This is a genomic window from Pseudogulbenkiania ferrooxidans 2002 (genome assembly GCF_000174355.1).
In the GTDB taxonomy this organism is placed as follows: domain Bacteria; phylum Pseudomonadota; class Gammaproteobacteria; order Burkholderiales; family Chromobacteriaceae; genus Pseudogulbenkiania; species Pseudogulbenkiania ferrooxidans.
This window is the reverse complement of sequence record NZ_ACIS01000001.1, coordinates 249,621-270,329: the sequence shown is the minus strand read 5'-3', so window position 1 is coordinate 270,329 and position 20,709 is coordinate 249,621. Positions and strand designations below refer to the sequence as shown.

General features: G+C 62.0%; 35 protein-coding genes. 12 read left to right on the top strand and 23 right to left on the bottom strand.

From position 1 onward, the window contains the following. Nucleotides 1–9 precede the first annotated feature (9 nt). The 23 genes from FURADRAFT_RS01390 to FURADRAFT_RS20760 all read right to left on the bottom strand — a co-directional run bounded on the left by FURADRAFT_RS01390 (nt 10) and on the right by FURADRAFT_RS20760 (nt 14,816). Nucleotides 10–309: a phage tail assembly protein gene (locus tag FURADRAFT_RS01390; RefSeq protein ID WP_008952306.1), complete on the bottom strand. Its 300-nt coding sequence runs from the start codon at nt 307–309 to the stop codon at nt 10–12. Continuing rightward, entirely contained in the window at nt 306–665 is a 360-nt protein-coding gene (locus tag FURADRAFT_RS01385) for a phage tail tube protein (protein WP_008952305.1), read from the bottom strand. Before FURADRAFT_RS01385 ends, FURADRAFT_RS01390 begins: the two co-directional genes overlap by 4 nt. 57 nt (nt 666–722) lie before the next feature. Continuing rightward, entirely contained in the window at nt 723–2,207 is a 1,485-nt protein-coding gene (locus tag FURADRAFT_RS01380; protein WP_008952304.1) for a phage tail sheath subtilisin-like domain-containing protein, read from the bottom strand. Then, nucleotides 2,204–2,374 (bottom strand): DUF2635 domain-containing protein, encoded by a 171-nt coding sequence (locus FURADRAFT_RS19950; protein WP_008952303.1) that lies wholly within the window; start codon nt 2,372–2,374, stop codon nt 2,204–2,206. Before FURADRAFT_RS19950 ends, FURADRAFT_RS01380 begins: the two co-directional genes overlap by 4 nt. Before the next feature lie 11 nt (nt 2,375–2,385). Further along, a complete protein-coding gene (locus tag FURADRAFT_RS01375; RefSeq protein ID WP_008952302.1) occupies nt 2,386–2,964 on the bottom strand; it encodes a phage tail terminator protein in 579 nt (192 codons plus the stop codon). Nucleotides 2,965–3,026: 62 nt separating this feature from the next. Next, complete coding sequence (locus FURADRAFT_RS01370; RefSeq protein ID WP_008952301.1) at nt 3,027–3,347, bottom strand: DUF4429 domain-containing protein; 321 nt, start codon at nt 3,345–3,347, stop codon at nt 3,027–3,029. Between the two features lie 67 nt (nt 3,348–3,414). Next, nucleotides 3,415–3,930, bottom strand: a complete 516-nt coding sequence (locus FURADRAFT_RS01365; protein WP_008952300.1) for a hypothetical protein — start codon at nt 3,928–3,930, stop codon at nt 3,415–3,417. Beyond that, nucleotides 3,923–4,255, bottom strand: a complete 333-nt coding sequence (locus tag FURADRAFT_RS19840; protein ID WP_008952299.1) for a phage head closure protein — start codon at nt 4,253–4,255, stop codon at nt 3,923–3,925. The genes FURADRAFT_RS01365 and FURADRAFT_RS19840 overlap by 8 nt, the downstream gene beginning before the upstream one ends. Then, entirely contained in the window at nt 4,252–4,803 is a 552-nt protein-coding gene (locus FURADRAFT_RS01355; RefSeq protein ID WP_008952298.1) for a head-tail connector protein, read from the bottom strand. Before FURADRAFT_RS01355 ends, FURADRAFT_RS19840 begins: the two co-directional genes overlap by 4 nt. A gap of 52 nt (nt 4,804–4,855) precedes the next feature. Beyond that, nucleotides 4,856–5,065, bottom strand: a complete 210-nt coding sequence (locus FURADRAFT_RS01350; protein ID WP_008952297.1) for a hypothetical protein — start codon at nt 5,063–5,065, stop codon at nt 4,856–4,858. A 62-nt stretch (nt 5,066–5,127) separates the two neighbouring features. Continuing rightward, nucleotides 5,128–6,369, bottom strand: a complete 1,242-nt coding sequence (locus FURADRAFT_RS01345) for a phage major capsid protein (protein WP_008952296.1) — start codon at nt 6,367–6,369, stop codon at nt 5,128–5,130. A 66-nt stretch (nt 6,370–6,435) separates the two neighbouring features. Continuing rightward, complete coding sequence (locus tag FURADRAFT_RS01340) at nt 6,436–7,152, bottom strand: head maturation protease, ClpP-related (protein WP_008952295.1); 717 nt, start codon at nt 7,150–7,152, stop codon at nt 6,436–6,438. Further along, nucleotides 7,121–8,386 (bottom strand): phage portal protein, encoded by a 1,266-nt coding sequence (locus tag FURADRAFT_RS01335; protein ID WP_008952294.1) that lies wholly within the window; start codon nt 8,384–8,386, stop codon nt 7,121–7,123. Before FURADRAFT_RS01335 ends, FURADRAFT_RS01340 begins: the two co-directional genes overlap by 32 nt. 29 nt (nt 8,387–8,415) lie before the next feature. Further along, the gene (locus FURADRAFT_RS01330) at nt 8,416–10,038 is read right to left on the bottom strand and encodes a terminase large subunit (protein WP_008952293.1); all 1,623 of its coding nucleotides are present in this window, start codon (nt 10,036–10,038) and stop codon (nt 8,416–8,418) included. A gap of 86 nt (nt 10,039–10,124) precedes the next feature. Next, nucleotides 10,125–10,517 (bottom strand): P27 family phage terminase small subunit, encoded by a 393-nt coding sequence (locus FURADRAFT_RS20890; protein WP_008952292.1) that lies wholly within the window; start codon nt 10,515–10,517, stop codon nt 10,125–10,127. A gap of 278 nt (nt 10,518–10,795) precedes the next feature. Next, a complete protein-coding gene (locus tag FURADRAFT_RS19945; RefSeq protein WP_008952291.1) occupies nt 10,796–11,185 on the bottom strand; it encodes an HNH endonuclease in 390 nt (129 codons plus the stop codon). A gap of 190 nt (nt 11,186–11,375) precedes the next feature. Further along, nucleotides 11,376–11,885 carry a hypothetical protein gene (locus FURADRAFT_RS01315; RefSeq protein WP_008952290.1) on the bottom strand — a complete coding sequence of 170 codons (510 nt, stop codon included), beginning with the start codon at nt 11,883–11,885 and terminating at the stop codon, nt 11,376–11,378. A 90-nt stretch (nt 11,886–11,975) separates the two neighbouring features. Then, nucleotides 11,976–12,587, bottom strand: a complete 612-nt coding sequence (locus FURADRAFT_RS19835) for a hypothetical protein (RefSeq protein WP_008952289.1) — start codon at nt 12,585–12,587, stop codon at nt 11,976–11,978. After that, complete coding sequence (locus tag FURADRAFT_RS19830) at nt 12,580–13,491, bottom strand: hypothetical protein (RefSeq protein WP_008952288.1); 912 nt, start codon at nt 13,489–13,491, stop codon at nt 12,580–12,582. Before FURADRAFT_RS19830 ends, FURADRAFT_RS19835 begins: the two co-directional genes overlap by 8 nt. Continuing rightward, the gene (locus FURADRAFT_RS01300) at nt 13,478–13,669 is read right to left on the bottom strand and encodes a hypothetical protein (RefSeq protein WP_008952287.1); all 192 of its coding nucleotides are present in this window, start codon (nt 13,667–13,669) and stop codon (nt 13,478–13,480) included. The genes FURADRAFT_RS19830 and FURADRAFT_RS01300 overlap by 14 nt, the downstream gene beginning before the upstream one ends. Next, nucleotides 13,659–13,892 (bottom strand): hypothetical protein, encoded by a 234-nt coding sequence (locus tag FURADRAFT_RS01295; RefSeq protein WP_008952286.1) that lies wholly within the window; start codon nt 13,890–13,892, stop codon nt 13,659–13,661. The genes FURADRAFT_RS01300 and FURADRAFT_RS01295 overlap by 11 nt, the downstream gene beginning before the upstream one ends. A 128-nt stretch (nt 13,893–14,020) precedes the next feature. After that, a complete protein-coding gene (locus FURADRAFT_RS19825; RefSeq protein WP_008952285.1) occupies nt 14,021–14,482 on the bottom strand; it encodes a phage regulatory CII family protein in 462 nt (153 codons plus the stop codon). A 106-nt stretch (nt 14,483–14,588) separates the two neighbouring features. Beyond that, nucleotides 14,589–14,816, bottom strand: a complete 228-nt coding sequence (locus FURADRAFT_RS20760; RefSeq protein WP_201441904.1) for a helix-turn-helix domain-containing protein — start codon at nt 14,814–14,816, stop codon at nt 14,589–14,591. Between the two features lie 84 nt (nt 14,817–14,900). Here FURADRAFT_RS20760 and FURADRAFT_RS01285 point away from each other — a divergent pair, with 84 nt between their 5' ends. The 12 genes from FURADRAFT_RS01285 to FURADRAFT_RS01235 all read left to right on the top strand — a co-directional run bounded on the left by FURADRAFT_RS01285 (nt 14,901) and on the right by FURADRAFT_RS01235 (nt 20,706). Continuing rightward, complete coding sequence (locus FURADRAFT_RS01285) at nt 14,901–15,596, top strand: XRE family transcriptional regulator (RefSeq protein WP_040652128.1); 696 nt, start codon at nt 14,901–14,903, stop codon at nt 15,594–15,596. 124 nt (nt 15,597–15,720) lie between these two features. Further along, entirely contained in the window at nt 15,721–16,065 is a 345-nt protein-coding gene (locus FURADRAFT_RS01280; protein WP_040652126.1) for a helix-turn-helix domain-containing protein, read from the top strand. A gap of 98 nt (nt 16,066–16,163) precedes the next feature. Continuing rightward, the gene (locus tag FURADRAFT_RS01275) at nt 16,164–16,490 is read left to right on the top strand and encodes a helix-turn-helix domain-containing protein (RefSeq protein WP_008952282.1); all 327 of its coding nucleotides are present in this window, start codon (nt 16,164–16,166) and stop codon (nt 16,488–16,490) included. 930 nt (nt 16,491–17,420) lie between these two features. Continuing rightward, complete coding sequence (locus tag FURADRAFT_RS01270) at nt 17,421–17,783, top strand: hypothetical protein (RefSeq protein ID WP_008952280.1); 363 nt, start codon at nt 17,421–17,423, stop codon at nt 17,781–17,783. Nucleotides 17,784–17,796: 13 nt separating this feature from the next. Further along, nucleotides 17,797–18,552 carry a P-loop NTPase family protein gene (locus FURADRAFT_RS01265; RefSeq protein WP_008952279.1) on the top strand — a complete coding sequence of 252 codons (756 nt, stop codon included), beginning with the start codon at nt 17,797–17,799 and terminating at the stop codon, nt 18,550–18,552. A 14-nt stretch (nt 18,553–18,566) separates the two neighbouring features. Then, nucleotides 18,567–18,854, top strand: coding sequence for a hypothetical protein (locus FURADRAFT_RS01260; protein WP_008952278.1), 288 nt, complete (start codon nt 18,567–18,569; stop codon nt 18,852–18,854). Nucleotides 18,855–18,902: 48 nt separating this feature from the next. Beyond that, complete coding sequence (locus FURADRAFT_RS01255; protein WP_008952277.1) at nt 18,903–19,109, top strand: hypothetical protein; 207 nt, start codon at nt 18,903–18,905, stop codon at nt 19,107–19,109. Next, nucleotides 19,109–19,276: a hypothetical protein gene (locus FURADRAFT_RS20755; protein ID WP_008952276.1), complete on the top strand. Its 168-nt coding sequence runs from the start codon at nt 19,109–19,111 to the stop codon at nt 19,274–19,276. Before FURADRAFT_RS01255 ends, FURADRAFT_RS20755 begins: the two co-directional genes overlap by 1 nt. After that, nucleotides 19,273–19,488 carry a DUF7706 family protein gene (locus tag FURADRAFT_RS01250; RefSeq protein WP_008952275.1) on the top strand — a complete coding sequence of 72 codons (216 nt, stop codon included), beginning with the start codon at nt 19,273–19,275 and terminating at the stop codon, nt 19,486–19,488. The genes FURADRAFT_RS20755 and FURADRAFT_RS01250 overlap by 4 nt, the downstream gene beginning before the upstream one ends. A gap of 97 nt (nt 19,489–19,585) precedes the next feature. Continuing rightward, nucleotides 19,586–19,936, top strand: coding sequence for a hypothetical protein (locus FURADRAFT_RS01245; protein ID WP_008952273.1), 351 nt, complete (start codon nt 19,586–19,588; stop codon nt 19,934–19,936). Beyond that, nucleotides 19,933–20,379 carry a hypothetical protein gene (locus FURADRAFT_RS01240; RefSeq protein ID WP_008952272.1) on the top strand — a complete coding sequence of 149 codons (447 nt, stop codon included), beginning with the start codon at nt 19,933–19,935 and terminating at the stop codon, nt 20,377–20,379. Before FURADRAFT_RS01245 ends, FURADRAFT_RS01240 begins: the two co-directional genes overlap by 4 nt. Nucleotides 20,380–20,385: 6 nt before the next feature. Beyond that, entirely contained in the window at nt 20,386–20,706 is a 321-nt protein-coding gene (locus tag FURADRAFT_RS01235) for a pyocin activator PrtN family protein (protein ID WP_008952271.1), read from the top strand. Nucleotides 20,707–20,709: the final 3 nt, after the last annotated feature.

The following is a 20,709-nucleotide window of genomic DNA, read 5'->3' as shown; positions in this document are numbered from 1 at the left end:
GCAGATCGTTCAGCTGCCCGAGGTCGGCGAACCCGCATTCAAGAAAAAACCGGCCACCACCCAACAAGCCGTGTTGAGGTCGGCAATATCCAGCTGATCCACCGAGGTGGGCGGAATGCCTGCACATTTGCTGATGTACTGACACGCCGCCGGAATGTTGATCGTCGGGACATTGCCCTCGCCCAGGCTGTAGGGAACCACGCCGATTGCCCGCGCCTCAGCCGGCACCGGCTTACGCAGCACCAGCTCGGTCATTTCTTCGCCATGCGCCGTGATCGGCGCGCTTAGCTGGATACGGACTTCACTCATTGCCAGATACCTTTATCACCGTTGAACTCCAGCTCCACCTTGCCGTCGTCGCCTTTAAACGCCGCCGGGTTTACCAGGAAGCCATCCGACAATACGTAGACACTGCCATTGGCAAGCTCCGCAGTAATGGTCATATCGGTGGACTGGGTAATTTTTTCGCGTGGAAAGTCTTTCGGCACCACGCATTCCACCTTCACATACGGGATGACATCCGTTTCACTGAAGTGCACACCCGCGCTGGTTTTGAATGCTTCGCGCTCGACATCGGTCAGCGGGACTTCGACGCCACCGGTGACGGCGAGCTGATCGCCATCGACTTTGATGTAGCAGGTGCCAGCTACTTTCTTGCTGCTCATGGGCCACTCCTGAAATGACAACAGCCCGCGCAGGGCGGGCTGTCATGGGGTTATCGCTTAGCTGTACTGCAGGCGGAACTGGTTGAGCAGCGCCACCACGCGCAGGCCGTTGATGTAGTCCGGCGGGTAGAGCACGTCCAGGCGGTTCGGATCGTCTGCGTTGCGCTCCACGATCAGGTTGGCCGCAAACAATTCTGCATTTTCCACCCAACCGATTTTTTCCATCTTGGCGTACTCGCTCACCAGCTCGCCACGGAAGATAGCCGGCGTCACGATCGGCGCCCCCGCGCCGAAGCGCGTGCCGTCGTTGGCCAGCTTGTGGCGACCGTACTTGCTGGTCACCACGCCCTTGAGTCGGCGCAGCACCGCCGCCGACAGGTGCAGCGTTTCGCTGTCCAGGTAGCTGTTGTCCGGGCTGCCCCAGGCGTTTTTCTGGTAGGTGGTGATCGCACGCTCGACACGCACAGTATCGGCGGCGGTATAGCTGGTGGCGATACCGTTGTTCAGCAGGGTTTTGCGCTCGGCAATAGCGAAGCGCTTGCCGGCACGCGCCGGCAGGATGCCCTCCAGCGCCCCGCTCTGCGTCGGCCGCGAGGGATCGGCCTTGAGATACACTGCATTGCGGGCGGCATAGGCCGCCGCATAACCCCACGGCGCAGCCTGCACGTCCAGCTCATAGCCGGCGATGGTGCAGTGCTGGTCGTTGCGGGCAGCACCCAGCGTCACCAGGGTGGCCATGCTGCCCCGTGCCGCACTGTAGACGTGGCCGTAGATCTGACGCAGATAGCTCCAGCGGCCAGCGCTGTCGCCCATTTCCAGCTGCAGGGCATTCAGCGCCGCCGTATCGGTGTACGGGCTGACGATGAAGTCGTATTCCTCATCGCCCATACCGGCGATCACCGGCGCCATGTCCGGCGCGCCGGCACCACCGGCCATATCGACGATGGCGCAGGTCAGACCAGCCGGCAGCGCCTCACCACCCGACAGGCCGTAGTAGTTGGCCACCACCGGGATGCCATTACCCGTCAGGCCGGTCCAGCGCGTAGTCAGCGTGACCACGCTGGCGGCTGCGGCAGCCGTAACGGGAAGATCGGTATTGGCGGTGATGGCAGCAGCCAGCGCTGTTGCCACAGCCGCCACGGTATCCGTCGCCCCCACGGCCACCTGCACGCGCTGGCCATCGATATACACCGCCAGAGTGCCAGCCGCCGTCACTGCACCGCCCAGGGTGATGGTGCCAGTGGCCGCCGCACCAGCCGGGTCCGCCACCGCAATGCCCCAGATAGTGGCCAGCGGGTCGGACTTGATATAGCGCTCGTACATATTGGCCAGCATCGAGCCGCGGCCGAACAGCGTCCACACGGTGGCAATGTTGTTCAGCAGATGCGGCAGGCCGGCCAGCGCACTGCCGGCCGCCAGTTTCTGGCCGATCAGCAGCGTGCGCTTGTCGGCCGTGGCGGTATTGGCCGCGCTATTGTCCATTTCCGCATAGAACAGCGGCACGCGCATGTCACTGGGAATGGTATTGAACGGAACGGTCATTCCTGATCACCTTTCTTGAGGGTTGGCGGCTTGGCCTTCTGCACGTCGCCATCCGCAAGGCGGCGCAGCCAATACTGGGTTTCGGGCAACTCGCGCCCGGAAGCGGGCAACAGATCGCCGCGATCGGGGTCCGGCACGGACAGCCCGTCGGTCGGTTTCAGATACATGGGTCAATCCTTCAGGTTGAGGCGGCGGGTAGCGTGATCTGCAACTGCTGGTCGATCTCGCCATCTGGCACTGGGCCGTTGTCGACATCGATGTGCACGCGCAGCAGATCGGCTAGGCCATCCCGCTCCACGTCATGCCAGGTGGCCGGCGCATCACCAGCACCGCGGATGCCACCAATTACCGACATGGCAGTAAAGCCAAAGCGCCAGATCACCCGCCCCCGGTTGAGCATCAGCAGCGCCCCGCCGTCGTACTCCACCGGGTCACAATCCGGCGGCGACCAGCCGAGCAGTGCCCGCCACAGCTCGGCGCGCAGATCATGCAGGCGGTCAGCAACGGCCTGCCCGCGCTCATCGCCGGGCGCCAGCGCCACCACTACGTCGAACTTTTCTTCCAGATCCTGCAGGTAGGGCGCCGTAGTCATTGGCGATTGCGGGTCCTCCCGCGTCGGCACCACATAGGCAGCCGGCAGCGCCATCAGCGGCGCGGCATCATCCAGCAGCGCAGCCAGCTCCAACGCACCCGCCACCCGACCGGCAAAGGACGGGCAGTAGCTGCGGAGCTGGGAAATGATCGGGGTGATTTTCATGGCGACAGGCAACAAAAAACCCCGCCATGGCGGGGTTGGGTTAATCACACAGGAACGGGCGACTAGCGGCTCATTCTCTGCAGCAGCTCGCTGTGCAGCGCCTGGAAATCGGCCTGCTGCTTTTTATTGAATATGACGGCATTCTCGTTTTTACCGGCTGCATCGATGTTGCCATCCAGCGTCTTGCTGCCCGAAAAAACAAAGTGGATGAAGCCATTGCTCAGCCAGCCGGCCTGCTTGAATTCGATACTGGACAGCGCATCGACCTTGACCGCTTTCTCGCCCTTGCCAAAAAACGCCGCCTTGGCCAGAAAGCCCTCTCGCTTGATCAACAGCAAATCGCCCGCCAGTTCCAGCTGGCCATTCACACCACTCACCTTCATACGTTTCTCCCGATAAACCTAGTGAGCAGGATGCTATTTGAATCAAAAGGCATCGTCCACCTACAGGCTATTTGGGCCGCAAGGCGCGCCCCAAGGCAGCAGCCAGCACATCCTTCACCTCTTGGGCGGAGTCCTGCAGCGCATCCACGATGTAGTTGTCACGCGGCGCGATACGCCAACCGGTGAGCTTGCGCGCTGCCAGTGCCTCGACTCGACCGCCACGAGCCCTGCGGTTGCTGCGACCAAGCCCCTGCCCCGGCGCCAGCTTGGTGACGCGCGCCCCCTGACGCACGCCGTAATGCAGATAGGCCGGGTAATACTCTTTGGCACCTGCCGGCATGTTTGGCATTACACGCACCATGAAGCCGGAGCGGCTGACCCTGAAGCTGATGGCATGCAGCAAGGCGCCGGTGCGGTTGGTCGGGTAACCCTCCTGCCCCTTGCCCAGCGCCAGCAGCATCTGAGCTCGGCCGGTCACGATCTTGCCCGCCTCGCGAAAGCCTGCGCGAACTTTGGTCTTGTCGAAGTCGACCTTGTCGAATTCGTCAAAGCCCTCGATGTGCATCGACAGCGTGTCAGCCATTTCGCAGCTCCTCGCAATCCAGCCGCATGAACTCCGGCTGATCGTTCAGCGGGGCCACGCGACGTACCCGGTACACCACCGCACCGTGCACCACCTCCCATTCGGCGGTGATGTTCTTGCGAGTGCGTATATAAAGGTAATGGGTAACGGCTTCGCCCACCTGCACCGAGCCCAGGTAAACCGAACCGCCCACGGCATCGATGCGGGCTCGGGTCGGTATCTCGGTGACCAGTTCAGGCATGGTGGCCATGTCGATACCCGGCAGCTGACGATTAAGGCACAGCCGCACCGGGTGGCGCAGCTGGCCGGAAGTAATGCGGATCATCGCAAACTCCGATACGGGTCAAGCAGGCCATCCACGAAGGTGCGCGGCAGCTGGGTAAGCTGCACCCCCTCCACCAGCGCCTCACGGGTTGCATAGGCCGTGGCCACGCGCAGCAGAATCCACAGCTTGATTGGCTCGGGAACGTTGGCCGCATCCGGCCAGGCTGCGCAGGTAAAGCCAACCCGCACCGCCAGCGTGCCATACGGCCAGCCGGCTACAGCGATCAGCTTGTAGCCTTTGGCCAGCCGCCATTCGTCGCCGGCCAGATCGATCTCCGCCGTGGCGGTGATCGCCGTTACCTTGGAGACGGTGGTCACATCCTGCCGCAGGCACAACTGCAAGGCTGGATCGTCGAATTCACGCTCCCACGACTGCGGCAGAATCGGCCGGCCAAGCTCATGCTGGCAGGCCTCTACCGCAGCCAGCAGGTAGAGCGTCAGCAGGGTGTCATCGTCGGTGATGTCGACATCGATACGGCACTGCGCCTTGATCTGCGCCAGCGTGACAATGCTGGCCGCATCCTGCGCGGTGATGAGTTTTTCCTGCATGACGCGCTCCATGAAAAAAGCCCGCACGGGGCGGGCTTATGGGATTGGCGGGTTATTCGTCAGGCGAGCCCGACTCCAACGACACCTCCTTGCCGCCCGATGCCAGCGCGGCCTCTACCGCCTCCGGCGTCGGGTCCAGTTCAGCGGGGTGAGCCTTCAGGGTCTTTTCATCCACCGACACCACGTCATTGGGCAGCAGATCGATACCGGACAGCACGAAAGCGACCAGCACACGGGCGCGAGTGAGTTTTGCAGTTGCCATATTGGGCAATCCTTTTCAGAGTCCAGAAATAACGACAGCCCCTTGCGGGGCTGCCATGGTGATTAGGTCGCGCTGTGCTGAAGAGTCTTCACGGCGCCGCCGACATCCATCAGTTTGCCGTCGTGGCGACTGAAGCCGAGCAGTGCGATCTGGCCCTTGGACATAAACGCGCTGTCGGCGAAGCGATAGATGTCGACCGCCAACACATCACGGATGGTGTAGGTCGACAGATCGCCGAACGCCACCGACTTGGCGTTAGCGGCCGGCGCAGCCATCGCCTGGTTGAGCTGGTACTCATAGCCCGAGATAGTCGACGGCGCTACGCCAGCGATGGACGGCAGCCACAACGGGCGGTTCTGGCCATCTTTCATGCGCTTGAGAACCTTGAGCACGGCGTCGTTGAACATGTACTTGGCGCGGGCACGGTAGGCCGGGTCGACGCTATGTTCCAGGTCAACCAGGTCGTCATAGGTAAACGAAGTCGCACCACCGGCGGCCAGCGCCTTACCAACAGCAGCTGCGGTGATGATGCCTTCCGGTTGGCCAACACCAGTGCCGGTGGTGAACAGGCGTTCGGTGATACGGGCAAGGCGCTTGGTCAGGCGATCACGAACATGCCCCTCAATATCTACCGCCGAGTCCTGCAGCAGCTCGAGGCTGATCGGCACCAGCTTGGAGCTGAAACGGTAGGCACCAATCAGCTTGGAGCCAAAAGCAATGCTGGTATCGGTGGTCGCCGCAGCATTCTCGGCGACAATTTCGCCCTCTTCGGAAGAGCTGTCGGTGGTCGGCTGCAGGAAGCTGGCGCCATTGGCAGTTGCCATGATAGTTGCCACTTGGCGCATGCCCCCGAACAGCTTCATCGCCTCGAGGATCGAGCGGGCAAACTCTTGCTGGACCAGATAGCCGCCATCAACGTTCGGCGAGGTAGACAGCGTGCCGTTGCGGATGGCCTCGTTGCGACGGTTATCGAGGTACTGGCGCTGCTGGTTGGTCAGCGCCTGCGGACCACCCACCAGCCAGGCACGCATGATGGCGGATTCCTGTTCAGCGCGGTTACCCGCCTCAGTACGACCGACATCGTCACGCTCCTCGATACGATTGAGGCGCTCGTTGTTGCTGGCCTCGATGGAGAGCAGCCTTTCTTCGGCAGCGATCTGACCATCGAAGCCGTCGATCTTGGCGGCCAGTTCGTCGTACACCTTCTGGTGATCGGCGTTCCAGCTGTCTTTGTGCTTGTCATAGTGGTTGCGCAGGTCTCGGGCGGCGGCATTACGTGCTTCGCGCAGGGCTTGGATACTCATGTTCAGGGTTCTCCGGGCATAAAAAAAGCCGCCCGCGGGCGGCCAGAGTGAAACAGCAAAGAGGGATCAGCAGCGTTCCAGCATGCCGAGGCGGCGCTCCATCGCCGCATGGTCAAACACCGACTCACTCACCGGCTGTCGTTCGGTCAGGGCTTTTGGCGCCTTGGCGTAAGCGCTGAGATTCCAGTGGTTTTCGACGTTAGCCGAAGCTCCAATTCGGTCGACAAAACCGTGGTCAAGCGCCTCCTGGGCGGTAAACCAGGTCTCCGCGCCCATCCAGGCATCAATCTGCTCAGCGGATTCGCCAGTCTTGCGCTGGTAGTCGGCACTGATCGATGCGTCGATCTTGTCGAGCAAGTTGGCGGTGTCGCGCAGCTCGCCGGCATTGCCCATGGCCAAGGTCCAAGCGCGGTGAATCATGAAGAAGCCGCCGTCGGCGATCTCAACCTCGTCTGCAGACAGCGCGACATAGGTCGCAGCACTGGCGGCAAGGCCATCGATCTGGGCGACAACCTTGGACGGATGATTGCGAATAGCCGTCGCCATGGCACGGGCGTCGAATACGTCGCCGCCCGGGCTATTAATGTGAAGCCTGATCGTCGGCGCCGTGATGGCCGCCAAATCCTTGACGAAGTCGGCGGCCGTGATACCCCACCAGCCGCCGATGGCATCGTACAAATAGACGGTAGCTTCCTCACCCGCCGAGTTGGCGACGCGATAGCCGGAGCCGGCGGCACTCGACTGACGGTTGTCATTGAACAGTTTTATCAGCTGGTTTCGCACCGGCTTTCTCCCATTTGGTGAGGGTGTCGCCGCCGTCGATGGGCGGCATATTCTTGAGTCGGCGGACCTCGTTTTGCGTCATCCAGCCCGGCCCGCTTGAGCCGCCCAGTGCGGCCTTGAAATAGTCTGCCTCGGCCTTGCTGTCGCCGCGCATCAACCCCTCGGGGTTGAACTCGCAGAAGTAGTTGCCCAGCCGGAACACCTTGCGGTTGATTTCCTGCTCGATACGGGTGATATGCGGACGTAGCGTGTAGAGCACAAAAGCGATGCCCTGCTGCTCGATCCCACTGCCCCAGCTGGTGGTTTTTTCGGTGTGGCCGATCATGTGCGCCGGCACACCGAAAATCCGCGCAATGTCCTCGATCTGGAAGCGGCGCGTATCAAGCAACTGGGCGTCCTCGTTGCTGATACTCAGCGGAGTGACCTTGCCGCCGGCGCCGATCACCGCCGGCATATGCGCATTGGCGAGGCCGGCGTGCTTTTCCATCCAGTACTTGCGCAGCAGATCAGCCTGTTCCTCGCTAACCTTACCCTCGTAGCTAATCACCACGTCGGGGCGGCCGCCGTTCTTGAACACGCTGGCACCGAATTCTTCAGCTGCGAGGCCAAGACCAATCGCCTGCGCACCAATCTTGATCGCCGACGGGCTACGAAGCCCGTTGAAACCGATGGTTGGGAAGTGCAGCACGTCATCCTGGTCGAGCGTAAAGTTGGCGCCGTTGAGCGTCACCTGATAACCGATACGGCCATTCTGGCGCCGGAAGGCGTCCCACTCGCCCGTCGCCAGCGGTAGGAAGCCGAGTATCTTTCCCGATCGGTCGCGGTCGATAACCGCAACGCCATCACCACCAAGCAGCATGGCCGCCAGCGAAAACTCCCAAAACACCGCCGCCGTCATCATCGCGTTGGGCTGTGCGTTGAGCAGTTCATCGGCAAAGTGCCAACTGGCCTTCACCCGCGGCTTGTCACCTACGCCTTTCTGGTAGACCGGAAGCGGCAGCGAGGCCAGGGCTCCGCCCAGAATCCGCACACAGGCATAGACCGCAGATTGACGCATCGCCGACTCGCGCGTGACCAGCACGCCCGAGGCCGAAGCCGAGGCGCCGAATAGGTCGCGCATGGCGTCAAGGTCGCTGAGCCTGACACCCGAAGCGTCGGCCCTGATCTCTGCCAGCTCGCTGCGTACGGCCTGCAGCTCGGCCTCCAGCCGCTTGTTTTTACCAAAGCCGAACATGTCGCCCCCATAAATTCCGTTCCGAGAAATTACACCGGCACGAAGAGTTGATCGTTCTCGCTGTCCAGGTGGACCATCACCCGAGTCGCCGCCATACACATGGCCACAATCGGATCGATTCGCCCCTGACTGCGCTTTTTGTCCGGCTTAATGTTTTCGTTGCTGTCGATCAGCAGCGTGACGTTGCCGGCGCACCAGCGCAGCAATGGATTGGCCGAATGACGCAGCCGCCTGCTGTAGACCAGCCGCTCGATGTGCTTGGCACCAGGCGACAGGCCGCCGAAGTTCTGCGGCAGTTTGACCATCGGCACGTCGTTCTCCAGCAGTTGGTTGGCCAGGTGCGTGCTGTTCCAGGTGTCGAAGGCGATTTCCTGCACGTCGTAATCCTGCACAGCTTGCTCGATCACTTCCTTCACCGGGTCGTAATCGGTCACATCGCCCTCGGTTACCGTGAGCCACCCCTTCTTCGACCATGCCTTGTAATCAGAACCGGCATCCTGATCACCCTGCAGCTTGGCCTCCGGCACCCAGCACCAGACCAACACGTACCAGTCGCCATCTTCATCACCATCCGCCGGCGGAAACAGCAGCACGAAGGCGGTGATGTCGCGCGTGCTGGCCAAGTCGAGCCCGCCGAAGCAGCGCCGACCTTTGAGCATGTCTCGGTCGAATTTCTTACCGCCCTTGTCCCACACGGTCATGTCGAACCAGCTGAGCGCATCGCCGACGAAGACGTTGAGGTCTTTGGTCAGGAAGTTGGCACGAGCACTCGGCAGCACTTTGGCTCGGGTGGCCTGCTCCTGCATGTAGGTGTACGTCTTGGCACTACCGAGAGAGGGATTCGCCTTCACCCAGGTATCCGGGTCGTAGGGGTCGTCGCCTTCGTCGATGGTGTAGATGACGCCAAACATGCGGTCGTCGATCACCTCGCCGCGCAGCACCTTCACCAGGTAAGTGCGAATCTCCACACAGATGCCATCGAGGATGAAACCTGCGGTAGTGATGGCGTTGATCAGCGGGTGCAGTCGTGCGCCCAGCGCCGAAATCATCACGTCCCAGACCTCGCGGTCCTTGTGGGCGTGCAGCTCATCGACCAGCACGACGTACGGGTTTTTGCCATCCAGACTCTCGGCGTTGGCGGCCAGCGGCTCGTAGACCGACTCGCCGAACTCACCGAACAGCACCATCTTTTCCTGGTTGGCACCTTCAAAAATCTTGATGGATTTGGCGAGCCGCGGGGACTTGCGCACCCAGCGCTTGACGTTGGCAAAGGCCGGCTTGAACACCGGCATAGCCTGGGCGCGGGTGGTGGCTATGGTGTAAACCTGCGCCCCCTCTTCGCCGTCCATCATCCAGAGGTAGGTTCCGATCGGCGCCATCCAAGTGGACTTGCCATTCTTGCGCGCTACCTCTTCGTAGCCGGTGCGAAACCGCCGCAGATTGGTGTCGATCTCGCGCCAGCCAATCAGCGCGGCCGTCCAGAACAGTTGCCAGCCATCCAGCACGATGGGCTTGCCACCGAGCGGGCCAGTGGTGTGCACAAACCAGCCCTGCACAAAGTTGATGCAGTGCCAGGCGTGCGCTGGCGAAAAGTAAAAACCGCGCTTGTGCGCGGCTTGCAGATCCCGGTAGTGGCGCTCGACGGACAGCATGGTGAGCTGGCCGACGACGATCTCGCCTCGAAGTACTGGAATGCCGTATCGGACATCCCACTCCTGCCACTGATCCTCTGGCGGAATCAGCCGGAGGCGGCTGACGGGTGGTTTCTTGCGTGACCGACGGCGCTGTCGAATAGGTCGTCCTGCGGCGCCAGATCCGGCAGCTTGGCCTTGACCGCCGCCACCGACGGAAGGGTCAGGCACGATTCCGGCAGCCATTTGAGGAGCTCCCCTTTCAAGTTCCGCGCAACATGGAATGCCTGGTGCGGCTGCTCATAGCCGTTAGGCGATTTGACGAAGTACGTGCCGCCCTGTTTTTCCTCGACCTCACTGAGTTTGAGCTCGGCGTCGATCCACCGGACATAGGTGCGGCAAATGATGCTGATGGTCAGCCCGCAGGTGATGTGTTCGAGACCGGCTTCTCGCAGGCATTCGCAGATGTAATCCCAGACCTTGCGCTCTCGCGGAGACAACTGAGCGCCTGGGGGCGAGGACGGCGATTTAGCGCCGACAGGATTTTGCTTATCACTCCCGCTTTTTGGCGTCGCCCCTGCCCCTCCATGAATGACAGCGAATGGCGGCCTGGAATCGTTCATAGTGCGCCCCAAGGCCTTTCGGCCATAAAAAAAGCCTCCGACGCGTCAATTAACGCGGCAGAGGCCGTCTATTCTTAACCCCCCCCTAGTTCAAAAAGGGGCTCCATAAATTTTCGAAGCTAGGCGCTTGGTCGCGGAGGTTTGTCCGCAGACTTTTACCCGCCCCCTCCCCCTCGCCGGGGGTTACCAAACCCGCCGTCCTCGGTCGCCGTCTTGCGGTCATGGCACGGCTTGCACAGCGACTGCCAATTCGACCGGGACCAGAACAACTTCTGATCGCCCTTGTGTGGGGTGATGTGATCCACCACTGTGGCGGCTTCGATGAAGCCACGCTGGCGACACTCGACACACAAGGGATGCTCTCGCAGATAACTCTCACGAGCCCGCCGCCACTTGCTGTCGTAACCACGACTGGCCGAGCTGCCGCGTTTTTCGTCCGCCTCCTTCTGCACCTGCTTTCGATGCGCCTCGCACAAGCCGGAGCCATCACGCACCAACACACGGCAACCGCGATGGCGGCAGGGACTGGGCGCAGCTTTCGGCATACCGACCTCGAAAAAGAAAGCGCCCCGATCAACCGACCAGGGCGCCAATTCCACACGACAGAACAGGGAGAGGAGACAACACGAAGAACACGAACCACCAATGCAAAAAGCCCAAGGCGTTAACCTTGGGCTTTATCTGGACGCAACTGTGGCGGTGTTGACGGCATGTTATTGGCGGATTTTCACTCTGTCAAGCGGCCTCCAATTCCACGCCGTAGATTTTTTGCAGCAACGGCTCCAGTTCGCCGCACGCCGCAACCAGCCAACCATGGAGCACAACCTCCACATGCCGGCGATAGAAACTGCCCGCCGTCTCATGGTGAATGCCGTTCTCCCGGCCGAACTCACGGAACGACCCGAAGCCCGTCAGCCAGTGGCGCACCCAATACTGCAGACCCGCCTTGCCATACTCCATGGCATCCGGCTCATGATGCGCAACGAACGAAACCAGATCGTCGAACACACCCTGCAGGAACGCCATGCTGCCATCGTTCACCCGTGCCATCAGCGCCAGGTTGAAACGGGCCTCAAGGCCAATCACCGCCGCCACGATCTCGCCGGCTTCCATGATCGCCAACTCGCGACCTCTTGCCGGCTCGCCGCCACGCACTTCACCAAACGACGCTGCCGCCTTCACCCCTTGAGCCGAAAACCGCTCGAAGGCCAGACGGACCGCGCGCACCACATCAATGTTCTTCAAACCTCATCCTAATCACCCCCTGACCAGGACTCATAAACGCCCGCCTTCAGGCAGGTCTATCTATCGCGCGATTTTACCACAACAGCATGGCTATTTGCCCGCCAGCATGGCGCGGATTTTCGCCAGTTCCGCCTGCTGCACCGCCCGCGTCTGCAACTTCGATTCCGCAGGCAGCGCCTTGCGCGGCACCGGCCAAGCCCCCCACGCCAGCACCTCCTCCAGCACCATCGGCCAGCGGCGCTTCACCTGCTCCCAGGTCGAATTGCGCACCTCGAACCACCCCAGCCGATCGGCCGCCCAATACACCGCCGGATGACTCCACGAATCCGGCGTGGCGCCCTCGCCATAATGCCGCGCCACCGCATGATTCTGCGCCTCGGCAAACGCCGCCTGATAATCCGGCACCGGCGAGAAATAGCGCATCAGCCGCGGCACCTCCAGCGGAGGCCACTCGCCGCCCTCCGCCTGGATACGCTGCAAACCGGCCTCCACCAGTTCCCGCGACACCTGACGGCCCGCCAGCGCCTCGGCCAGAGCCCGCACAAACAGCTTGCTCGCCCGCTCGTCCGCCAGCTCGCGGCCAACCTTGCCCGGCCACCACGCCGTCAGCCGCATCAACACGTAACCGGACAACTGCCGGAACGGATCAGCCTGCGGCGCCGAACAGCCGGCACCAGACTGCACCAGAGCATGCTCACTCATAGCCCATCGCCTCCCCAGCCGCGGCAAACACCGCGTCCAGCCCGCCACCCGATTTCGGCGCGCCGCGTGGCCGCATCGGCACCACCTTGGCATCCGGCACAGCGACCAGCGACCCCGATTCGATGATCGATGCCGCATAGCCAGCCACATTGCCAATGCCTCGGCGGCGCGTCTCGGCAATGGCTGCCTGCATCTCCAGCGCCGTCACCTCCCGCTGCTGACACACAGCCACCACGCGGCCACACGCCTTCATGACCGCAGCACTCGGCGCACCATCCTCGCCCAGCAGGCGCCGGAACACCACGCCAACCCCATCCGCAGACCCACCTGTCGCCGACTCGCCAACGTCAGTCGGCACGGCGCCCCCGCCAGCCACACCTCCCGCGCGCGTATCCATCTCATCTCTATCAACGGATAACGGATGTGTGTCGGCTATTGGCATTTCTGGTTCGGTCGGGTTACGGTCGGCTACACCATCGCCACAACCCGCAAAACCCGCGCCGTTATTGGCTTCGCCCAGTGTCGGGTTACGGTCGGCTTCGCTCGGTCGGGTTACGGTCGGGTTACGGTCGGCTTTTTTCGAGGCGCAAAAATCCGAAATCGCCATAGGCAAGCGCATGATCAATTGCTTGCCCGTCATGTCCGAAATCAGCTCCACCAGCCCCACGCGCACCAGGTGCTGCGCCAGCCGCCGCACCTGCTCACGGCTCGGCATCTCACGCGCGATACCCGGGCGCGACTCCACCTCCAACGTCTGGCGCATCCCGTCCCAGCTCACCCGATGCGTGCGGCCAACCGTACCGGTGGCGTAATCCATGCGCGCACGTAGCTCGCGCAGGTACAGCACCTGCGCCCCCAACGGCAAGCCCTGCAACAACTCCAGCTCGGCATCAGAGACAACCACGACGCACCTCCGCAATCGACACCGCACCAGACGGCCAGCGACGCAGCACCAGCGCGCCCTCGCGCTCCATGCGCAACACCTCCCGGCGCATCTCCTCGCGCGAGAACAGCCCGCCATCCGGCTTGCGCACACACTGCAGCGCCCAACCCGCCAGATCACTCACACTATCAAACCGCATAGTCGCCTTTCCTGAAACCATGCCGCCGGTCATGCAGCGGCACCAAGGGCTGATAGCCCATATCCTTCATGCGCAGGTGAATCGCCTGCAGATGCTCCTGCCCATACAGCGCCAACAGGCGACGCTCCTCCACCTCCTGCCAGCGCCGCCAACCCTGCTTGGCGAGCGCCATCACGTAATCGGCATCCTTACTCACCAGACCGCTGATCTGCTGCCATTCCATGGCGCGCCACCTGGCTATCCAGTTGTCGAATCAGCTGCCGCAGCAGCTTGCTACCCAGCTCGCGCTTGTCCCGTGGATGCGCTTTGCGCACCCGGAAAGCCTGCCGCTGCAGCACCTGCATCACCGGGTCAACCGCCCTCATGGCGCACCCCCTTGCGGTGAGCCACGCGCACCGCGCGCAACACCGAATGCAGATGCTCGATGTTGCTCAGAATCGCCTCCTCGATATCCACCAACTCGGCGCTATCGATACGGCCATCCTCCAGCGCCATCGACACCGCCTCGCCCACATCGCCATGCGCCGAAATCAACCCGGAAAGCGCCAGGATCGGCGAGCGGTCCGGACGCTCGGCAAACATCGCCGGCATGCACACAAAGCCCAGCCGCTCCGCCAGCGCAAAAAGCACCACCGGATTGCCGGTCAGCTCGCTCAACTGCGCCGCCTCATCCAGCCGCAGGTGATGCGTCGTGTTGTTTGGGTTCACCTTGTTCACCAGCACCTGGTGGCCGATGCCGGCCAACTCGGCCAGCGCCGGCGTACCACCGGCAAAGTCATGCACCATGCGATACGCCGCGGTCTTTACGTCCATGTTTAACCCTCCATGACAAAAACGTTTTTACCTGCGGCCGGCGTTACTACCATGCACAACAGGGAATAAAAAAAGCCCGGCTGCAACCGAGCGAAAAAACGGCGAATCAGGGGGATTCCGCCGCCGAGAGAACTTGAGAATGACTGGAACCGGAAGCCATACAGCGGTCACGCAAAGCCACCAGGCGCACGCCGATTTCGTAAGAAACGCGCACACCCCGCTTGCCCATGGCCAAACTGCTTATGTACGCAGAGGAGCAACCGACATCCGCAGCGATCTGTTTTTGGGTCATACCCGTGCCGACAACCGTGGCGATAAGATTTTTCCAGTCCATGGCCGCGACTCTAATCTACATTTGTTGATTTCGCAACCGGATAGCATCAGCCAATGTAGATCGCAGGTGTATAACAATTGTTCAATGGATACACTCGGCAAGCGCGTGACTCATGCACGCGAACTAAAAGGCCTGACCCAGCTGGAACTGGCGAAACGCGTTGGCGTTTCCGCGCAGACCATCAACTTTGTTGAGAATGGGCGCAACAAAGGCACCAAGCACCTACTGGCAATCGCCAAGGCGCTCGGCGTCTCAGCCACATGGCTGGACAGCGGGAAAGGCAGCATGACCGAAGTCAGCCTGCGGCCGATCGAGGTATGGGAGGATGAAGAACAGCTCGCCCAATCCGGCGAATACATCTTCCTGCCGGAGCTGAGCGTGCGCCCCAGCGCCGGGCCGGGCGCCCAAGTCTGGCACGTCGACACCGCCGGCCAGCGCCAGGCGTTTACCGCCAAGTGGGCACGCCGCATGAGCATCGACCCGGCCTGCGCCGCCACCATGGTGGTCAGCGGCGACAGCATGGAGCCCCGCCTGCTCGACGGCGACTCCATCGTGGTGGACTACTGCCAGAACGACACCATCATCGACGGCAAGGTGTACGTGCTGGTGATCAATGACGAAGTGAAGGTAAAGCGCCTGTTCAAGGCCATCGGCGGCGGGCTGATCATCCGCAGCGACAACCCTGACAAGAACACCCACCCTGACCTGAACGTCCGCGCCGAGGAAATGATGCACGTCCGCATCGTCGGCCGCGTGGTCGCCGTCTGCGGCGGGATCTGACAGCCACACACCCAGAAAACGGCCGCCAACAACGCCCGCAGGGGCGTTTTTTCATGCGGCACTAATCGGAATGCCGATTGAGGCAATATGCATACCGGTATCGTTATCCGGCAAACTGCCGGCCATGAGCGCACTGGGCACCCGCATAAAAGCAGAAAGAGAACGTCGCGGCTGGTCGCAAGCCGCGCTGGCCCAACGTGCCGGCATCAGCCAGACCACCGTTGCCGACCTGGAACGCGGCACGTCGGCGGCCACCACCAAGCTCATTCCCATCGCACGAGCGCTCAAAGTGAATCCCAACTGGCTCGAAACCGGCCAAGGCCCACGCGACACCATCCCCAGTGGCGACGGACGCTACGTCTGCGCCGACACCCCGGAAGAGTTGGCCGAACAACTACTGGCCAAGGGCAACGACGACATCGCCCACCTCTGGCAACTGATCCTGACGCTCAAGGATCGCCAGAACTAACTCCCCCTCAGCAGCCACTAAAAAGATATCAAGTCGACTTGATAAAAAACCAAGTCGGCAACGTGGTGAAGCTAGGTGAATCTACGTAGACTGCCGTCGTGCCAACCTTCCACGACCGTCTACGCAAGCTGAAGCGCAAACATGGCGTCACCGCCAAGGAAATCGCAGCTGATTGCAACGTCAGCCTGCAAACCGTCTACGCCTGGTTGAAATGCACAATGCCTAACAACAACAACTTAGCCAATCTTTCGGCATTTTTTGGCGTCTCCAGCGACTGGCTTGCCAACGGCGTCACCACCCCCGCCCGCGACGACATGGTGCATCAGCTACGCGCCATGCTCCCCCACCTCACCGACGAACAGCTCAAGATCACCGTCATGTTGTGGCGCAATTTTCTGCACAAGCCACTTGATACCGATGCGTAGAATTACGCATCCCGGCCCCCTCTGAGCCGGGGCAAAATGTTGCCACCTTCGACACCTCGAGCAACATTCAATGCAGCAGGACACCAACAACAAGACCAAGCCAACTCCGGCGGAGCACGCCCACTCTGTGACTAATGCCCTCCGCAATCTAGACACAATGGAACGCTACATCACCACGATGCTTTGCCGCATGCGCGCGGATCTAATCGCACTCGCTGATCAAATCTCCCCTCCCAAGCCGTGATTCGCAGAAAAACAACAATTGTTGAAATTCGGCATCTACATTTGTTGCGCTTAGAAATCAACAAATGTAGATTTCGCATCAGCAGCGCGGCACACAGTGCAGCGCTCTCCCACACCGATTACGGGAAGCGATGGCGCCGGGGGCTGGCAAAGCCCGGATAAGCAGGTAGCGAGAGAATCGATCGGTTTAGCGGGTGAACGGCGGAGAGCCGGGACGCGGGGGCTGGCAAAGCGGGTTGATGCGACCCGCTCACTATACGGGGCCGGATTGATCCGGCACCTAACGCCCGCCGGGATGATCCCGGACGCAAGACAACGGGGGCCAGTGACGATCTTTGACGCCATCAGTCATCACCGGAGTAAACCATGCACATCACGCTCACCGATGGAACACAGGAAATCCCCCTACCAGTGGGGGGGGGGTAAGCGACTTTCACGCCGCCGTCAGCGTCGCCAAGAAACAGTACGCAGGCCTTTTTAAGCGGCTCACCCTCAAGAACCAGTGGAACCTGAAAGACGACCTCGGCCGATCGATCAACCTGCAGGAAGTCTTTCCGCGCAAATAGCGCCACCACAGCGGCACGGCAACCCCGTGCCGCTTTTCTTTGGTCACGCCTGCTAATTAGCAGTGCATTAGCAAGCCATTAGCAAGCCATTAGCAGCACATCACAAAGGGATAGCACCCGAATGACCCACAGCAACGCGGCCCAGCAGCAGGCCAAAACCGCGCTGCTGGCGCTGGCCGCCCCGGCCAAACCCACCACCAAGATCGAACAGTTTCGCGCCCTGCTGCCCGACATCGAACAGCGCATCAGGGACGGCGTGCGGCACGGCCAGATCATCGACGCGCTCGCCAGCGCCGGCCTGCAGATGACCGAAAGCGAGTTCCGCAACGCACTCTGCCGCGAGCGCAAGCGCCAGAAAGGCCCAGCCCGTGAAGCAAGCCAAACCCCCGCGCCGCCCGCCGCCACGCCGGCACCGGCAGCACCCAAACCAACAGCACCGCGCGGCGACTTCCGCCAGCAGCGAGACAAACCACTCAACTGGTAACCAGGAGAACACCATGCAACGAACCGCACACATCACCCTGCAGGGCAAAGGCGGCTGCTTCAAGAGCGGCATCACTGCGCTGGTCGCCCAGCACCTCGCGGCCAACGCTCCGCGCCCGGTGCAGTGCATCGACACCGACCCGGTCAACCGCACCTTCTCGCGCATCACCGCACTGGGCGTGCAGGGGCTGGAGCTGCTCAACGACCACCAGCAGATCGACAGCCGCCAGTTCGACACCATGATCGGCCACATCCTCGACCATGAAGGCGATACCGTCATCGACACCGGCGCCGCCGTGTTCGTGCCGCTCAAAGCCTACCTGGTGGAAAGCGACGCGCTCGGCCTGCTCACCGCCGAAGGCATCCGCACCGTGATCCATGTGCCGCTGATCGGCGGGCTGGATTTCGTCGAAACCGCCAACGGCCTCGCTGCCATCCTCGACGATCTGCCCGACGCCGACGTGGTCGCCTGGTGCAACCCGTTCTTCGGCCCGGTGGAATACCAGGGGCGCGGCATCGAAGACAGCGCCCTCTACAAGGACAACCGCCACCGCTTCGCCGGCATCGTGGACATGATGAAAACTGACCCGGCCACCTTCGGCATGGACATCAGCGAAATGCGCCGCGACGGCCTGACCTACCAACAGGCCATCCAGCACCCCGACTACACCGCCGTCGCCCGCCATCGCCTCAAGCGCGTGTGGGCGTACTACAGCATGCAGCTGGCTGCGCTGAACCTGATCGAACAGCGCGAGACCGCCGAGGCATAACCCGGGAGCCGACCATGCAACTCTTTGACATGAACACGGCAGAAGGCCGGGCAGCAGTCGAGCAATACGAACGGGAACGCGAGGCCATGACCACCAAAGGCCAGCAGCTCTACGCCAAGATCAAACGCAGCAGCAAGTATTACGGCCAGACCGAGCCGAACCAGCTTTTCCCCGTCTACATCGTGGCAACGCCCGGCTGGGGCGCCTACATCGTCCAGGGCGGACCGGGCGGGCAGTACCGCCTTGCCGACGTGAACCTCTTCATCATCCACGACGGCCACGAGCAGCGCATCAACCGCTGACCAACACCCAATCAAGCGGCCACACTGGCCACAGAAACGGAGCCCATCATGCGCACCGCGAACCTGATCGACCTCATCAAACAGCGCGCCGCCATGCGCCGCGCCGCACAGACCGGCAGCCTGGTGATTTTCCCCAGCAGCATGGAGACCTCGGCGGACTTCCACCGCCTGGGCATCGCCCACCTGCACAACCCGAAGTTCACCACCAGCCACCTGCTGGCCACCCCGGTGATGTACCCGGAGCGCACCGTCTGATGGCCCGTTTCTACCCCCAGCGCGATTACATCGCGATGCGCGCCGAGCTGCGCGCCAACGAACTCGGCGGCAAACCCCTGCCGCGATCCACTCCCCAAGACAAACGCAAAGCCGCCGCTCGACGCGAGATCGAGAACAGGCGCATCGAGAAGGAGGCCAGAGCATGAGCCAGCAAACCATCACCTTGCCGGTGGAAATCAGCGAAGACGCGGCATACCAGTTCGCCCAGTTCTGCAAGCGCATCTGCTACCGGGACGCCTACGACCTGACCGAGCCCCACTTGCCGCCGGACATTCGCAAAGAACGCGCCTACCAGATGCTGCACGGCATCGAGCGCGTACAAGCAGCCCTCGCCGATGCCGGCTACGCCCCGCGATGATCGGCGCCGCACGCCTGGTGGCGGCGAACATGGCCCGCAAGCTGGTGCGCTGGCTCATGATCGCCGCCGGCACCATCTCCCTTCTTGGAGTCACGGAATGGATAAACGCCCGATAACCACTCTGCAGCTGGAAACGCTGCAGCGGCTCACCGAGGAATTCACCTCTACCGTGCGCCGCATCGACCTGCACCGCTGGGATTATGTGAACGCGGAAAACCTGGCCAACATGCTGCGGGCACTCGACCACACCATCACCGTGGCGCCGCCCCACTCGCCGCTGCAGGATCTCAATCCGCGACTGTTCTGCAACGAAATCACGCCGCAGCTGATCGGCGACATCACCAGTGTCGGCTTCACCCCCATCAAGAATGGCGACTACTGGCAGATCAATCCGCCCGGCACGGCCGGCGAATTCGCCATGTCCTTCAAGCTACTGGAGCGACCATGAAACACCTGGACATCACAGGACAGACATTCGGCAGCGTTACCGCCATCAGCCTGGAGCGCATCGCCACAGACCCCAGCGGCGACAAGCGCGAATACTGGAAAGCCAAATGCATCTGCGGCGCCGTCTTTACCCGACGCAAAGACGGCATCACCGGCTGCAAATCCACCAGCTGCACCTGCAAGCGCGCCAAGGGCGCCGAGGCCACCAACAAGGTTTTGGCCGAACTGGTCGACAACGTAGCGCGAGCCGCCGCGCTGGAGCACAAGCAAGTCAGCGCCACCCTGCACCAGGCACAGCGCGACAACCGCGCCGGCCTGCCCGCGACGCTGCAACGACTGCCGGGCCGCATCATCCCGGCCCGACACCCCAAGGGCAGCAGCTTCGGCGGCCACTACCTGCCCGGCGGCCATAGCTCCGCATACGCCGCCATGGAGGGCGCGTGACGCGCCATGCACAAGAACACGCCCATGACTCACGGGCACTCGTTACTTGAGACCAACATGGAAAACAAAACCAATCGCACCGCTTGGCTACTCATGGCCCAGCACCAAACCCCCAGCATCCCGCTCGCCAACATCTGCGACGAGCATTTCGGCGTCAGCATCGCCGAGGCCAACCGTCTGGCCACCCTCAACAAGCTGCCGTTGCCGACCTACCGCGTCGGCCCCAGCCGCCAAAGCCCTCGCCACGTCCACATCGACGACCTAGCCAAGCTGATCGACGAGCGCCACGACGCTGCGCGTAGATCATGGGAACGCAGCCAGGTATGAGCC

What these genes read in the sequence shown, in the direction of transcription:
- FURADRAFT_RS01255 (WP_008952277.1), top strand. Translation starts at nt 18,903, where the DNA reads ATGCGCACCGCGAACCTGATCGACCTCATCAAACAGCGCGCCGCCATG.
- FURADRAFT_RS01375 (WP_008952302.1), bottom strand. Translation starts at nt 2,964, where the DNA reads ATGAAAATCACCCCGATCATTTCCCAGCTCCGCAGCTACTGCCCGTCC.
- FURADRAFT_RS19835 (WP_008952289.1), bottom strand. Translation starts at nt 12,587, where the DNA reads ATGAGTGAGCATGCTCTGGTGCAGTCTGGTGCCGGCTGTTCGGCGCCG.
- FURADRAFT_RS01285 (WP_040652128.1), top strand. Translation starts at nt 14,901, where the DNA reads ATGGATACACTCGGCAAGCGCGTGACTCATGCACGCGAACTAAAAGGC.
- FURADRAFT_RS19825 (WP_008952285.1), bottom strand. Translation starts at nt 14,482, where the DNA reads ATGGACGTAAAGACCGCGGCGTATCGCATGGTGCATGACTTTGCCGGT.
- FURADRAFT_RS01270 (WP_008952280.1), top strand. Translation starts at nt 17,421, where the DNA reads ATGACCCACAGCAACGCGGCCCAGCAGCAGGCCAAAACCGCGCTGCTG.
- FURADRAFT_RS20760 (WP_201441904.1), bottom strand. Translation starts at nt 14,816, where the DNA reads ATGGACTGGAAAAATCTTATCGCCACGGTTGTCGGCACGGGTATGACC.
- FURADRAFT_RS01300 (WP_008952287.1), bottom strand. Translation starts at nt 13,669, where the DNA reads ATGCGGTTTGATAGTGTGAGTGATCTGGCGGGTTGGGCGCTGCAGTGT.
- FURADRAFT_RS01350 (WP_008952297.1), bottom strand. Translation starts at nt 5,065, where the DNA reads ATGGCAACTGCAAAACTCACTCGCGCCCGTGTGCTGGTCGCTTTCGTG.
- FURADRAFT_RS01335 (WP_008952294.1), bottom strand. Translation starts at nt 8,386, where the DNA reads ATGTTCGGCTTTGGTAAAAACAAGCGGCTGGAGGCCGAGCTGCAGGCC.
- FURADRAFT_RS01250 (WP_008952275.1), top strand. Translation starts at nt 19,273, where the DNA reads ATGAGCCAGCAAACCATCACCTTGCCGGTGGAAATCAGCGAAGACGCG.
- FURADRAFT_RS01260 (WP_008952278.1), top strand. Translation starts at nt 18,567, where the DNA reads ATGCAACTCTTTGACATGAACACGGCAGAAGGCCGGGCAGCAGTCGAG.
- FURADRAFT_RS01280 (WP_040652126.1), top strand. Translation starts at nt 15,721, where the DNA reads ATGAGCGCACTGGGCACCCGCATAAAAGCAGAAAGAGAACGTCGCGGC.
- FURADRAFT_RS20755 (WP_008952276.1), top strand. Translation starts at nt 19,109, where the DNA reads ATGGCCCGTTTCTACCCCCAGCGCGATTACATCGCGATGCGCGCCGAG.
- FURADRAFT_RS01380 (WP_008952304.1), bottom strand. Translation starts at nt 2,207, where the DNA reads ATGACCGTTCCGTTCAATACCATTCCCAGTGACATGCGCGTGCCGCTG.
- FURADRAFT_RS01235 (WP_008952271.1), top strand. Translation starts at nt 20,386, where the DNA reads ATGCACAAGAACACGCCCATGACTCACGGGCACTCGTTACTTGAGACC.
- FURADRAFT_RS01365 (WP_008952300.1), bottom strand. Translation starts at nt 3,930, where the DNA reads ATGGCTGACACGCTGTCGATGCACATCGAGGGCTTTGACGAATTCGAC.
- FURADRAFT_RS19950 (WP_008952303.1), bottom strand. Translation starts at nt 2,374, where the DNA reads ATGTATCTGAAACCGACCGACGGGCTGTCCGTGCCGGACCCCGATCGC.
- FURADRAFT_RS01330 (WP_008952293.1), bottom strand. Translation starts at nt 10,038, where the DNA reads ATGCTGTCCGTCGAGCGCCACTACCGGGATCTGCAAGCCGCGCACAAG.
- FURADRAFT_RS01245 (WP_008952273.1), top strand. Translation starts at nt 19,586, where the DNA reads ATGGATAAACGCCCGATAACCACTCTGCAGCTGGAAACGCTGCAGCGG.
- FURADRAFT_RS01390 (WP_008952306.1), bottom strand. Translation starts at nt 309, where the DNA reads ATGAGTGAAGTCCGTATCCAGCTAAGCGCGCCGATCACGGCGCATGGC.
- FURADRAFT_RS19945 (WP_008952291.1), bottom strand. Translation starts at nt 11,185, where the DNA reads ATGCCGAAAGCTGCGCCCAGTCCCTGCCGCCATCGCGGTTGCCGTGTG.
- FURADRAFT_RS01355 (WP_008952298.1), bottom strand. Translation starts at nt 4,803, where the DNA reads ATGCAGGAAAAACTCATCACCGCGCAGGATGCGGCCAGCATTGTCACG.
- FURADRAFT_RS01265 (WP_008952279.1), top strand. Translation starts at nt 17,797, where the DNA reads ATGCAACGAACCGCACACATCACCCTGCAGGGCAAAGGCGGCTGCTTC.
- FURADRAFT_RS01295 (WP_008952286.1), bottom strand. Translation starts at nt 13,892, where the DNA reads ATGGAATGGCAGCAGATCAGCGGTCTGGTGAGTAAGGATGCCGATTAC.
- FURADRAFT_RS01370 (WP_008952301.1), bottom strand. Translation starts at nt 3,347, where the DNA reads ATGAAGGTGAGTGGTGTGAATGGCCAGCTGGAACTGGCGGGCGATTTG.
- FURADRAFT_RS19840 (WP_008952299.1), bottom strand. Translation starts at nt 4,255, where the DNA reads ATGATCCGCATTACTTCCGGCCAGCTGCGCCACCCGGTGCGGCTGTGC.
- FURADRAFT_RS01345 (WP_008952296.1), bottom strand. Translation starts at nt 6,369, where the DNA reads ATGAGTATCCAAGCCCTGCGCGAAGCACGTAATGCCGCCGCCCGAGAC.
- FURADRAFT_RS01240 (WP_008952272.1), top strand. Translation starts at nt 19,933, where the DNA reads ATGAAACACCTGGACATCACAGGACAGACATTCGGCAGCGTTACCGCC.
- FURADRAFT_RS01385 (WP_008952305.1), bottom strand. Translation starts at nt 665, where the DNA reads ATGAGCAGCAAGAAAGTAGCTGGCACCTGCTACATCAAAGTCGATGGC.